The organism is Pseudomonas sp. B6(2017), from assembly GCF_002112765.1.
In the GTDB taxonomy this organism is placed as follows: Bacteria; Pseudomonadota; Gammaproteobacteria; order Pseudomonadales; family Pseudomonadaceae; genus Aquipseudomonas; species Aquipseudomonas piscis.
This window is the reverse complement of sequence record NZ_NEIQ01000013.1, coordinates 80281-93159: the sequence shown is the minus strand read 5'-3', so window position 1 is coordinate 93159 and position 12879 is coordinate 80281. Positions and strand designations below refer to the sequence as shown.

The window sequence follows — 12879 nt, the reverse complement described above, 5'->3', positions numbered from 1 at the left end:
GGGTCAGGCGCCCAGGGCGGCGCGCAGTTGCGCTTCCAGCTGGGTTGCGTCCAGTTCCTGGCCGATCAGCACCAGGCGGGTGATGCGTTTCTCATCAGCGCCCCACTTGCGGTCGAAGTGCTTGTCGAAACGGGTACCCACGCCCTGGAGCAGCAGGCGCATCGGCTTGCCGGGGATCGCCGCAAAACCCTTGACCCGCAGGATGCCGTGCTTGACCACCAGTTGGGTCAGGGCATCGAGCAGCAGGCTTTCGTCGGCCTCGGGCAGCTCGATGGAGATCGAGTCGAAGGCGTCGTGGTCATGGTCGTCATGATCGTCGTCATGGTGGTGATCATGGTGGCTGTGACGGCTGTCGATGTGCTCCTCGGAACCGGCACCCACGCCCAGCAGTACGTCCAGGGGCAGGCGCCCGCTGCTGGCCTCGATCACCTTGACCGCCGGCGGCAGCTCCTCGGCCACTTCCTGGCGGACCTTGGCCAGGTCGGCCGGGTCGATCAGGTCGGTCTTGTTGAGGATCACCAGGTCGGCGCTGGACAACTGGTCGGCGAACAGCTCGTGCAGTGGCGACTCGTGGTCCAGGTTGGGGTCGAGCTTGCGCTGGGCGTCCACCTGGTCCGGGAAGGCGGCGAAGGTGCCGGCGGCCACGGCCGGGCTGTCGACCACGGTGATCACCGCATCGACGGTGCAGGCGCTGCGGATTTCCGGCCACTGGAAGGCTTGCACCAGGGGCTTGGGCAGGGCCAGGCCGCTGGTTTCGATGAGGATATGGTCCAGGTCGCCACGGCGGGCCACCAGTTCACGCATCACCGGGAAGAATTCTTCCTGCACGGTGCAGCACAGGCAGCCGTTGGCCAATTCGAAGACCCGGCCGCTGGCCTCTTCCTCGGTGCAGCCGATGGAGCACTGCTTGAGGATCTCGCCGTCGATGCCCAGTTCGCCGAACTCGTTGACGATCACCGCGATACGACGGCCCTGGGCGTTGTCCAGCATGTGCCGCAGCAAGGTGGTCTTGCCCGAGCCCAGGAAGCCGGTGACGATAGTGACGGGAAGTTTGGCCAGTGTTTTCATCGGATGCCCTTTTGGCGAAGGAGGCGGGCATACGGGACGACAGGCACGGCGCGGGCCAGGTGCTGATTTCGCCACCGGATCACCCCGCCCGGTTGTAGTGAGAATCTGGGTCGAGGCAGGTCTCCTGGCTGGGGGCTTGCCAGTCCAGGACTGACGCTTCCTGTGCCTTCCCGCCGGCGTCATGGACGCCAGGCAGTGGCCGTGCAGGAATGGAACCCTTCACAGTTGCGGGGGCAGCCGCGGCTTCTACCGCGTTCCCGTCTTAGCTTCGACCGCTGGCCGAAGAACCTCGAAGGCGCAAGGCTACGCAGAGCGCGGAGGACGGTCAATGCACATATGCGGCGGCTTCCCGTGCCAACCGGCGATTGACGGCGCTCCCTTGCCCATGATTTGCTACACAACTTGTTACGGGTGCCCTTCACAGGGTGAAACGGGAAACCGGTGAATCACGCGCTTGCCGCGATGACCAGTCCGGTGCTGCCCCCGCAACGGTAAGCGAGCGAAGTGTCAGATCCACTGTGCCCTGGGCATGGGAAGGCGACACTTGCCGGCATGGCATGACCCGCCCTGCCCCTCGCGAGCCCGGAGACCGGCCCGCAATACACGAATGACAAACCCGCGGTGGGCGGGCGCTGTTGCAAACCCTGCGTGAACGCCACGCGGGGTTTTCCTGCGCCGCTTCCCGCTGACAAACCCAAGGGAACGCGCCATGTCGATCATCAGCAGCACCAGCCATTCCGCCAGCAGCACCGCCACCCTGAGCCAGCGCCTGGTAGCCGCCATCGGTGCCTCGATCCTTGGCGCCTGCCTGGTGTACTTCGCCGGTTTCTCGCACATCGAGGCGGTACACAACGCCGCCCACGACACCCGCCACAGCGCCGCCTTCCCTTGCCACTGAGACCCGTCCGATGATCAAGCGTATCGCGCAAACCGCAGGCTTCACCGGGCTGCTGGCCGCCCTGCTGCTGACCTTGCTGCAAAGCTTCTGGGTCGCGCCATTGATTCTCCAGGCGGAAACCTACGAAAAGGCCCCGGCCACCGAGGCAGTCCATGAACACGCCCCGGGCGCCATGGCCGGGCACGTCCACGATGAAGAAGCCTGGGAACCGGAGGACGGCTGGCAGCGAGTCCTGTCCACCACCGGCGGCAACCTGGTGGTCGCCGTGGGCTTCGCCCTGATGCTGGCAGGCCTCTACACCCTGCGCGCACCGAGCCGCACTTCCCAGGGCCTGCTCTGGGGCCTGGCCGGCTACGCCACCTTCTGCCTGGCGCCCACCCTGGGCCTGCCGCCGGAGCTGCCGGGCACCGCCGCGGCCGACCTGGTGCAGCGCCAGACCTGGTGGGTCGGTGCCGCCGCGTCCACTGCCGTGGGCCTGGCACTGATCGTGTTCGCCGGCAACTGGCTGCTGAAGTTGCTGGGCGCGGCCATCATCGCCGTGCCCCATGTGATCGGCGCTCCCCAACCGGAAGTGCATTCGATGCTGGCTCCCGAAGCACTGGAGGCCCAGTTCAAGATTGCCTCGCAATTGACCAATGCCGCCTTCTGGCTGGCCCTGGGCTTGATCAGCGCCTGGCTGTTCCGGCGCAAGGGCGAGGATGGCCAGCGGGCATGATCACCGAGCCGGTCCTGGTGGTCGGCCTGGGTTGTCGCAAGGGCTGCCCGGCCAGCGCCCTGCGCGCCCTGCTGGACCAGGTGCTGCGGGCCCATGGCCTGGACCTGGGCCAGGTACAGGCCATGGCCAGCATCGACCTGAAGCAGGATGAACTGGGCCTGCTGGAGCTGGCGCAGCAGTTGTCGCTGCCATTGACCTTCTTCAGCAGTGCCCAACTGGCGCCCTACGACTCCCGCCTGAGCCACAGGTCGCAGGCCGCATTCGAACGCACCGGCTGTCATGGCGTCGCCGAAAGCGCCGCCCTGGCCATGGCCGAATGCCTGCAAGCAGGCTCGGCGCAACTGCTGGTGCCCCGGCAAAAATCCGCCGAAGCCACCCTGGCATTGGCAGGCCCTTGAAAAACGTAGGCGAGGCAGCCAGCACAAGGCGAAAACAAGCGAAAAAGCGCAGTTTACGCGCGGTAAATGAGCATTTTGAACGGGCTGGCGCACCAGCCTGTTTTCAACGCAGCGATGGCAACGCAGATAGTTTTTCAACGGCCTGTTAGCTGTTTGCCCGTAGAATCGCCGCTAACCCCCGCCCTCGATCATGAGCGATCTTCATCATGAAGCCTGCTCGCCCCCTTTTTCACAGGACACTGCCATGACTGTCTACTTCATCGGCGCCGGCCCCGGCGACCCGGAACTGATCACCGTCAAGGGCCAGCGCCTGATCCATCGCTGCCCGGTGATCATCTACGCCGGCTCCCTGGTGCCCCAGGCGGTGCTCGAGGGACATAGCGCAGTACGGGTGATCAACAGCGCCGAATTGCACCTGGAACAGATCATCGAGGCCATCCGCGAAGCCCATGCCCAGGGCCAGGATGTAGCCCGGGTGCACTCCGGCGATCCGAGCCTGTACGGCGCCATCGGCGAGCAGATCCGTTGCCTGCGGGAGCTGGGGATTGCTTTCGAGATCGTCCCCGGAGTCACCGCCACCGCCGCCTGCGCCGCATTGCTGGGAGCGGAGCTGACCTTGCCCGATGTCTCCCAGAGCGTGATCCTCACCCGCTACGCGGACAAGACCAGCATGCCGGCCGGGGAAGAGTTCGCCAGCCTGGCGGCCCATGGCGCCACCATGGCCATCCATCTGGGGGTCAACCATCTGGAGCGCATCGTCGCCGAACTGCTGCCCCACTACGGTGCCGACTGCCCGATCGCGGTGGTGCACCGGGCCACCTGGCCGGACCAGGACTGGGTGCAGGGGACCCTGGCGGATATCGCAGCCAAGGCAGCCGCCAAGGGCTTCCGGCGCACCGCGCTGATCCTGGTGGGCCGGGTATTGGCCGCCGATGCCTTCAGTGAGTCGTCGCTGTACCGCGCCGGCCACGCACACCTCTATCGGCCCTGACCCACTTGTTCACGCCCAGGGGCCTGGTTCCGGGCATAAAAAAACGGCGCTCACGGGGCGCCGTTTTTTTGTGTCGCAGCGAACGCCTTAGTAGTAGGCGTTTTCTTTCTGCGTATGGTCAGTGACGTCGCGCACGCCCTTGAGCTCAGGAATACGCTCGAGCAGGGTGCGCTCGATGCCGTCCTTCAAGGTCACGTCGGCCTGGCCACAACCCTGGCAACCGCCACCGAACTGCAGCACGGCGATGCCGTCTTCGACCACGTCGATCAGGCTGACCTGGCCGCCGTGGCTGGCCAGCCCGGGGTTGATCTCGGTTTGCAGGTAGTAGTTGATGCGCTCGTTGATCGGGCTGTCGGCGTTGACCATGGGCACCTTGGCGTTGGGAGCCTTGATGGTCAGCTGGCCGCCCATGCGGTCGGTGGCGTAGTCGACGACTGCATCATCGAGGAAACCTTCACTGAAGGCATCGATGTAGGCAGTGAAGCTCTTGAGGCCCAGGGCCTTGTCCTCGGGCTTTTCTTCGCCCGGTTTGCAATAGGCGATGCAAGTCTCGGCGTACTGGGTACCTGGTTGGGTGATGAAGATGCGGATGCCGATCCCCGGGGTGTTCTGCTTGGACAGCAGATCAGCCAGATAATCGTGGGCGGCGTCGGTAATGGTTATGGCGCTCATGATGGTTCCTCGCAGACGTGGGCGCAGTTTACGCCAATCGATGTCGCTGAAAAAGTCCTAGTGTTTTTGTCAGGATAGACCTTGGTCTGAGACGCCCCCGTAGCCTTCTGCGCATCCGGGGGCGGCGACCGCTCTATCTCAGAGGTTTTCGTAGCGGTTCATATCCATGACCCCGGCCTCGACCGGATCGGTTTCCTGCAAGAAGCGGGTCTGATCATGGAAGTACTGCCAGAACTGCGGATGGCTGCGGCGGATGCCCCAGCGCTCGACGATCTTCTCGAAGCTTTCGGCATCGCGGGCTTCCTGCATGGCCGTGACGAACTCCGGCACCTCGGCGGACGGGATGTCGAACATGAAGTTCGGGTAGCTGCTGAGGATGCCCGGGAAGATGGTCAGGGTATCCAGCCCCGGCTGGTAGCGCAGCGATTCGCCGAGCATGAAGGCCACGTTGCTGTGGGCCCGGTTGCGCAGCATGCTGTAGAACTGGCGCTTGCCGCCGGGCGTCTGGACCCGCAGCAAGGTGGCCTCAGGCAACTGCTCGATGACCTTGAGCCCGGCCGCCGGCCGCGACGCCAGACCGCTCAGGGCCTGTTCGGCATCCTGCAGGGCCGGAGCGATGTTGGGTCGCGAGCAATAGGCGCTGTCGCAGCGGTTGATCGGGTCCGGCTTGGCATTGAGCTCGCCGTAGCGCGCCAGCAACTGGTTGGCGAAATCCTTCTTCGGATCCTTGGCGTCCAGCTTCAGGGCGCTGCGCTTGCTGTCGTCGATGGACTCGTAGTCCAGCCACATCTTGAACTTGCCGCTGTTCTGGTACCAGTCGTCGAGGAAGTCCTCGCGGGTGCCGGCCGGCATCAGGCGCAGGAAGTTCTGCTCGGCGCCATTGCGGATCAGGTCGAAGTACAGCCGGGTCTGGGCCTGGTGCGAGACGTTGCCGAACACGTCGAAGTTCACTGCCAGCTGGTAATAGGTGCGCTCCAGCAATGGATAGTCGAACAGCCACATCGTCTGCGGAATCTCGCCGATCAGGCCCTTGGTCACCGAGGCGCTGTCGAAGTGCCGGAAGATGCTCAACAGCGCGTTGTCGTTGCCGGCCCACAGGGTCGACCAACTGGGCGCCGGGGCCTCGGCGTAGGAATCACGGCGCAGGACCTCGTACTCGTTGCGCTTGTCGCGGTAGGCCAGCCACAGGCTGAGCACGCTGCCAACATCGTCGTTCTGACCCGGCATCGCCAGCAGGGGCGTGGCCTGGCCGCGATAGGCCGGGTCAGTGATGTACAGGTCATGTTCCGGGGCCTGGAACAGCGCCCAGAAGTTGTCGCGGATCACATCGGTGGCGATCTGTCCGCGGCATACCGGGCCACGAATGAAAGTCCGCACGAAGTACTCGGCGTTATCCAGCATGAACTGGTAGCGGGCCTTGGCCGGAATCGCCTCGAAGGTCTCGAACGGGTTGGCCCGGCGCGCCGGCCCATAACCGGGCAAGGCGTTGACCTGCCAGTCGCCGCTGTAGAACAGGGTCTTGACCCGGGCCAGCTTCGCCGCGCCCAACGGGTAAGTGATGTGGGTCTTGTGCACGATCACCCCTTGCACCGGCCACAGGCGGTAGTACACCTGGGTACCCGGGTCGTCGTTGGGGCGTCGGGTATTGATCAGGTCGATGGGCTGGCCAGTGGGGGTACGCGAGCGCACCCACTGGAAGAAATGCCCCGGCTCACCGCCTTCGAAATAGATGTGGGCGAGGAACCAATGCTCGTAGAGCCAGCGCGCCACCAGGCTTTCCCGGGCGCCAGGGGCGTTGAGCAGGTTTTCCCATTGGACCACCTGCAGGCTTTCCCGGGTGCTGGGGGCCAGGCCCTGCTCATCGATCGGCGCGCCGGAAGCCAGCCAGCGCTGTAGCGTCTGGTACTGCTGGCTGGTCAGGCCGGTGACCGCCAGGGGCATGCCTTCCTTGGGATGGGCGCCGGCATACCCGTCGAACTCGGCCGGCTGCGGGCACATGTTTTCCCGGTTCAGGCCCAGGACGATCTCACTGGGCAGCTTGGCATTGGGTTGCAACGGCGTCCGGTGCCCCAATTCCAGCATGCGCGCCATCAGTGCCGCCTGGCTGCCCTGGGCGTCGAGCACCGAATAGAACCCGCGGCTCTGCCAGGCCGCCTTGCCGCTGGCGTCGTAGAACAACCGGGTCGGATCCTGGGCCTTGCTCCGCTCACCGTCGTATACCGGCGCCTTCGACGCGCCACGGGCGGCACCTTCGCCACTGCCCAGGTTGAGCTGGCAAGCCGAGTCGTAGCAGGCATGGCAAGCCACGCATTTCTCGGTGAAGATCGGCTGGATATCGCGGGTATAGGAAATCGCCGGCGCCGGACCTTGCGCCATGCACAGTGAACTCAATAGCAGCAGCACGCTGCTGACGGCAAAACGATACGGCATGTCCCTGGTCCCGAAAATAAAAACGTCGCGATTCTACCGGTCCGCCCGGCGAACCAACATGAACGATATTCATGCAAAACCGGCACATGCCGCAAAACCATGCAGGTTTGCTATTCTCCACGCCCTCCGTAATGGCCTTTCCAGGTAGCTCCCATGTCTGACCGCAGTGCTCGCCTCCACGCTCTCCAGCAAGCCCTCAAGGAGCGCATCCTGATCCTCGATGGCGGCATGGGGACCATGATCCAGAGCTACAAGCTCGAGGAGCGGGACTACCGTGGCGAACGCTTTGCCGACTGGCCCAGCGACGTCAAGGGCAACAACGACCTGCTGGTACTGACCCGTCCGGACGTGATCGGCGCGATCGAGAAAGCCTACCTGGACGCCGGCGCCGACATCCTCGAGACCAACACCTTCAACGCCACCCAGGTGTCCCAGGCCGACTACGGCATGGAAGCGCTGGTCTACGAACTGAACGTAGAAGGTGCCCGCGTGGCTCGCAAGGTGGCCGACGCGAAAACCCTGGAAACCCCGGATAAGCCGCGCTTCGTCGCCGGCGTCCTGGGCCCGACCAGCCGCACCTGCTCGATCTCCCCGGACGTCAACGATCCGGGCTATCGCAACGTCACTTTCGACGAACTGGTGAGCAACTACACCGAGGCCACTCGTGGCCTGATCGAGGGCGGCGCCGACCTGATCCTGATCGAGACCATCTTCGATACCCTCAACGCCAAGGCGGCGATCTTCGCCGTGCAGCAGGTGTTCGAGGAGGACAACGTCGAATTGCCGATCATGATCTCCGGCACCATCACCGACGCCTCCGGCCGCACGTTGTCGGGCCAGACCACCGAAGCGTTCTGGAACTCCGTGCGCCATGCCAACCCGATCTCGGTGGGCCTGAACTGCGCCCTGGGCGCCAAGGACCTGCGTCCCTACCTGGAAGAGCTGTCGACCAAGGCCGACACTCATGTTTCGGCCCACCCCAACGCCGGCCTGCCCAACGCCTTCGGCGAATACGACGAAACCCCGGCGGAAATGGCCGCGGTGGTCGAGGAGTTCGCCGCCAGCGGCTTCCTCAACATCATCGGCGGCTGCTGCGGCACCACTCCGCCGCATATCCGGGCCATCGCCGAGGCCGTGGCCAAACACAAGCCACGGGTCATCCCGGAGATTCCCAAGGCTTGCCGACTGTCGGGCCTGGAGCCGTTCACCATCGATCGCCAGTCGTTGTTCGTCAACGTCGGCGAACGCACCAACATCACCGGCTCCGCCAAGTTCGCCCGGCTGATCCGCGAAGAAAACTACACCGAGGCCCTGGAAGTCGCCCTGCAGCAGGTCGAGGCTGGCGCCCAGGTGATCGACATCAACATGGACGAAGGGATGCTCGATTCCCAGGCCGCCATGGTCCGCTTCCTCAACCTGATCGCCGGTGAGCCGGACATCTCCCGCGTACCGATCATGATCGACTCCTCCAAGTGGGAAGTGATCGAGGCCGGCCTCAAGTGCATCCAGGGCAAGGGCATCGTCAACTCGATCTCGATGAAGGAAGGCGTCGAGCAGTTCAAGCATCACGCGCGCCTGTGCAAGCGCTACGGCGCGGCCGTGGTGGTCATGGCCTTCGACGAGGTCGGCCAGGCCGACACCGCCGCGCGCAAGCGCGAGATCTGCCAGCGCAGCTACGACATCCTGGTCAATGAAGTGGGCTTTCCGCCGGAAGACATCATCTTCGACCCGAACATCTTCGCCGTGGCCACCGGCATCGAAGAGCACAACAACTACGCCGTGGACTTCATCGAAGCCTGCGCCTACATCCGCGACCACCTGCCCTACGCCCTGTCGAGCGGCGGGGTGTCCAACGTGTCGTTCTCGTTCCGTGGCAACAACCCGGTGCGCGAGGCGATCCACTCGGTGTTCCTCTACCACGCGATCCAGAACGGCCTGACCATGGGTATCGTCAACGCCGGCCAACTGGAGATCTACGACGAGATCCCGCCGGCCCTGCGCGACAAGGTCGAGGACGTGGTGCTCAACCGCACTCCGGAAGGCACCGACGCGCTGCTGGCCATCGCCGACGACTACAAGGGTGGCGGCGCCAGCAAGGAAGTCGAGGACGAGGCCTGGCGTTCACTGCCAGTGGGCAAGCGCCTGGAACACGCGCTGGTCAAGGGCATCACCGCCCATATCGTCGAGGACACCGAGGAGTGCCGCCAGCAGTGCGCGCGGCCGATCGAGGTCATCGAAGGCCCGCTGATGAGCGGCATGAACGTGGTTGGCGACCTGTTCGGCGCCGGCAAGATGTTCCTGCCCCAGGTGGTCAAGTCGGCCCGGGTGATGAAGCAGGCCGTGGCCCACCTGATCCCGTTCATCGAAGCCGAGAAAGGCGACAAGCCCGAGGCCAAGGGCAAGATCCTCATGGCCACGGTCAAGGGCGATGTGCATGACATCGGCAAGAACATCGTCGGCGTGGTGCTGGGCTGCAACGGCTACGACATCGTCGACCTGGGCGTGATGGTGCCGGCGGAGAAGATCCTGCAGACCGCCCGCGACGAGAAGTGCGACATCATCGGCCTGTCCGGCCTGATCACCCCGTCGCTGGACGAGATGGTCCATGTCGCCCGCGAGATGCAGCGCCAGGATTTCCACCTGCCGCTGATGATCGGTGGCGCCACCACCTCCAAGGCCCACACCGCGGTGAAGATCGAACCCAAGTACAACAACGACGCGGTGATCTACGTCACTGACGCCTCCCGCGCCGTGGGCGTGGCCACCCAACTGCTGTCCAAGGAACTCAAGCCCGGCTTCGTCGACAAGACCCGCCAGGAGTACGTGGAAGTACGCGAGCGCACCGCCAACCGCAGCGCCCGTACCGAGCGCTTGAGCTACCAACAGGCGATCGCGGCCAAGCCGCAATATGACTGGGCGGCCTACCAGGCCACGACCCCGTCCTTCACGGGCGTGAAGATGCTCGACAACATCGACCTGCGCGAGCTGGCCGAGTACATCGACTGGACGCCGTTCTTCATCTCCTGGGACCTGGCCGGCAAATTCCCGCGCATCCTCACCGACGAAGTGGTCGGCGAGGCAGCGACGGCGCTGTACAAGGATGCCCGCGAGATGCTCGACAAGCTGATCGACGAGAAGCTCATCAGCGCCCGGGCGGTATTCGGCTTCTGGCCGGCCAACCAGGTCAACCATGACGACATCGAAGTCTACGGCGACCACGGCCAGACCCTGGCCACCCTGCACCACCTGCGCCAGCAGACCATCAAGCCCGACGGCAAGCCCAACCTGTCCCTGGCCGACTTCGTGGCGCCCAAGGACAGCGGTGTGACCGACTACGTCGGCGGCTTCATCACCACCGCCGGCATCGGCGCCGAGGAAGTGGCCAAGGCCTACCAGGACAAGGGCGACGACTACAGCTCGATCATGGTCAAGGCCCTGGCCGACCGCCTGGCCGAAGCCTGCGCCGAATGGCTGCACCAACAGGTGCGCAAGGAGCACTGGGGTTACGCCAGGGACGAACACCTGGACAACGAGGCGCTGATCAAGGAGCAGTACAGCGGTATCCGCCCTGCCCCGGGCTATCCGGCGTGCCCGGACCACACCGAGAAGAGCACCCTGTTCGCCCTGCTCGACCCCGAGGCCAGCGAAGGCAAGGCCGGGCGCAGCGGCGTGTTCCTCACCGAACACTTCGCCATGTTCCCGGCGGCGGCGGTCAGCGGCTGGTACTTCGCCCACCCGCAGGCGCAGTACTTCGCCGTGGGCAAGGTCGACAAGGACCAGGTGCAGAGCTACACCCAGCGCAAGGGCCAGGACCTGGCCGTGAGCGAACGCTGGCTGGCGCCGAACCTGGGCTACGACGACTGATCGCAGCCGCTTGTGCAGGGGGTGCCAGGCACCCCCTGATGCCCGCCGGTATTGTCTATGCTCTGTTGACACCCAACCGTGTCGAGGGATTTATGGACGATCCAAGCAACAACCAGCCACCGACCTTCCTGCAAATGCTGCAAAGCGTCCTGGCGGCAGCCTTCGGCGTACAAAGCGGGAAGAATCGCGCCCGCGACTTCACCCACGGCAAGCCCAGCCACTTCATCGCGCTGGGCATCCTGTTCACCACCTTGTTCGTCCTGGTGCTGCTGGGCATCGCCAAGCTGGCGATGCACCTGGCGGGAGTCTGAAGCGCTAGCGCAGCAGCAACTGCAACCCGAAGGGGTAGCGATAGCCGTCCGGCTTGCCCTGGGCGGACAAGGCGCGGAAATTCACCCCGCTCCCGGCACGGTCTCCCAGGCGCAGCAATTGCTGCGCCTGGCCCGGGGTCAACGGCTGCAATAGCGGCAAGCGCCAATCCGGCCCGCCCTGGCGCCGGGTGTCGAGGCCCAGCGCGTCGTCGTGAAGCGTCACCAGGGCCCAGCCGCCCAGGGTGAAGTGCCCGGCGACCAGGACCGACAATTGCCCATCGATCAAGGCCTGCAGCGCTTGCGGCGAGCTGTTGAGACCGCTGAACAGCACGTCCTTGCCGGGCTTCAGGCCCAGCTCGCGGGCCGCACTCATGGCCCCCAGGGCCATCTCATCATTGGCCGACCAGACCAGCCGGGCCTGCGGGTAACGCCGCAGCAACTGCTGGGCCTGGCGGTAGGCACGCTCACGGTTCCATTCGCCATAGACCAGCTGGCGCAGGTGCACCTGCGGGAATTCGGCCAGGGCCCGGCGCAGGCCCTGCTCGCGCAATTGCGCCGAGGGCGTGACCTTCAACCCGGAGAAAGCCAGGAGCTCGATGCTCTGCCCGTCCGCCACCGGCCCGTGCTGGCGCACGAGTTCCTTGAGCATCAGGTAGCCGGCCTCTTCGTCGTTGCCCAGCATGCTGCCGATCCAGTCGGAATACTTGTGCCGGTTCTGGCCGATCAGCTCACGCTGGTCCTGGGTCAGCGCGCTGTTGACGAGGAACAGCTTGATCCCGGTGCCCTGGGACAAACGCAGGATCTGCGGGGCGATGTACTGCTCGTTCACCAGCACCAGGTAGTCCGGTCGATGTTCGCCCTGGATCACCTGCCGCGCCTGCTCCAGGGTCCGGCCGGCGTCGCGCTCGGCATAGAGGATGCGCAAGTCCATGCCCAGGTCGCGAGCGGCGGCCTGCATGAAATGCGAATAGCTGACCCAGAAGGTTTCGGTCGAGTTGCCGGGATTGAGGAAGACCACCGAGGTCGCCTGAGCCATGCTCCAGAACGGCAGGCTCAGCCACACCACGCACTTGCACAACAGCTTGAACATCACGAAAAGAGCCCCAGAATGATCCCAGCAGTATAACTGGCAAGATGCTGGCCAATAGCGGTAAATTGTCGTGATTGTCCGACAATCCAGGCTCTGTAAGGCCTCTCTACTACTGGTGGCTGACCCAGAACACGGCCGTACCCACGACCAGTATGATCAGAAAGAGAATGGCCCAAGCATCGACACTGCTGTCACTTTTCCTGGCTTTGGTTGGATGGCTCATAGCATCGCCTCTAGTGGATTTTATCGGTGACTGCTCAAAGACACGCCCACAGTTAAGACCAGGATTTCCCACACCACAAATGTGGATACTGAGAAAGCCCTACCGTTAGTCGTTTTGGTTCTTTGCATATACTCAAACATCACTTTTGCGCATAACCGCAAACTGGTATCGTTCGGCGGCTCCGATCGGAGTGCGCGGCCGTGCGCGCAGATTTGCTTA

10 protein-coding genes and 2 riboswitches are annotated in these 12879 nt (G+C 64.4%); of the genes, 6 read left to right on the top strand and 4 right to left on the bottom strand.

Annotated elements, in window-relative coordinates:
* Nucleotides 1-3: 3 nt before the first annotated feature.
* Nucleotides 4-1068 (bottom strand): cobalamin biosynthesis protein CobW, encoded by a 1065-nt coding sequence (gene cobW, locus CAG11_RS21995; RefSeq protein WP_085597920.1) that lies wholly within the window; start codon nt 1066-1068, stop codon nt 4-6.
* A 96-nt stretch (nt 1069-1164) separates the two neighbouring features.
* Nucleotides 1165-1375: riboswitch (cobalamin riboswitch) on the bottom strand.
* Nucleotides 1376-1460: 85 nt separating this feature from the next.
* Nucleotides 1461-1681, top strand: a riboswitch (cobalamin riboswitch).
* Between the two features lie 96 nt (nt 1682-1777).
* Between cobW and CAG11_RS21990 the strand changes: the two genes are divergently transcribed.
* The 4 genes from CAG11_RS21990 (at nt 1778) to cobM (ending at nt 4070) form a co-directional block, all read left to right on the top strand.
* Nucleotides 1778-1966 (top strand): CbtB-domain containing protein, encoded by a 189-nt coding sequence (locus CAG11_RS21990; RefSeq protein ID WP_085597919.1) that lies wholly within the window; start codon nt 1778-1780, stop codon nt 1964-1966.
* 10 nt (nt 1967-1976) lie between these two features.
* Nucleotides 1977-2681 (top strand): CbtA family protein, encoded by a 705-nt coding sequence (locus CAG11_RS21985; RefSeq protein ID WP_022639453.1) that lies wholly within the window; start codon nt 1977-1979, stop codon nt 2679-2681.
* A complete protein-coding gene (locus tag CAG11_RS21980; RefSeq protein ID WP_085597918.1) occupies nt 2678-3079 on the top strand; it encodes a cobalamin biosynthesis protein in 402 nt (133 codons plus the stop codon). Before CAG11_RS21985 ends, CAG11_RS21980 begins: the two co-directional genes overlap by 4 nt.
* Before the next feature lie 244 nt (nt 3080-3323).
* Nucleotides 3324-4070: a precorrin-4 C(11)-methyltransferase gene (cobM, locus tag CAG11_RS21975; protein ID WP_085597917.1), complete on the top strand. Its 747-nt coding sequence runs from the start codon at nt 3324-3326 to the stop codon at nt 4068-4070.
* 87 nt (nt 4071-4157) lie between these two features.
* Here the strand turns inward: cobM and nfuA are convergent, their stop codons facing one another.
* Together nfuA and CAG11_RS21965 are read right to left on the bottom strand one after the other, a co-directional pair.
* On the bottom strand, nt 4158-4742 hold the full coding sequence (nfuA, locus tag CAG11_RS21970; protein ID WP_022639450.1) for a Fe-S biogenesis protein NfuA: 585 nt from the start codon (nt 4740-4742) through the stop codon (nt 4158-4160).
* Nucleotides 4743-4880: 138 nt separating this feature from the next.
* Nucleotides 4881-7172, bottom strand: a complete 2292-nt coding sequence (locus CAG11_RS21965; protein WP_085597916.1) for a fatty acid cis/trans isomerase — start codon at nt 7170-7172, stop codon at nt 4881-4883.
* A gap of 153 nt (nt 7173-7325) precedes the next feature.
* Between CAG11_RS21965 and metH the strand changes: the two genes are divergently transcribed.
* Together metH and CAG11_RS21955 are read left to right on the top strand one after the other, a co-directional pair.
* Nucleotides 7326-11036 carry a methionine synthase gene (gene metH, locus CAG11_RS21960; protein WP_085597915.1) on the top strand — a complete coding sequence of 1237 codons (3711 nt, stop codon included), beginning with the start codon at nt 7326-7328 and terminating at the stop codon, nt 11034-11036.
* 92 nt (nt 11037-11128) lie between these two features.
* Complete coding sequence (locus CAG11_RS21955) at nt 11129-11347, top strand: DUF2970 domain-containing protein (RefSeq protein WP_022639447.1); 219 nt, start codon at nt 11129-11131, stop codon at nt 11345-11347.
* A gap of 4 nt (nt 11348-11351) precedes the next feature.
* On the opposite strand, the gene CAG11_RS21950 is transcribed toward CAG11_RS21955, so the two are convergent.
* On the bottom strand, nt 11352-12437 hold the full coding sequence (locus tag CAG11_RS21950; protein ID WP_085597914.1) for an ABC transporter substrate-binding protein: 1086 nt from the start codon (nt 12435-12437) through the stop codon (nt 11352-11354).
* Nucleotides 12438-12879 lie beyond the last annotated feature (442 nt).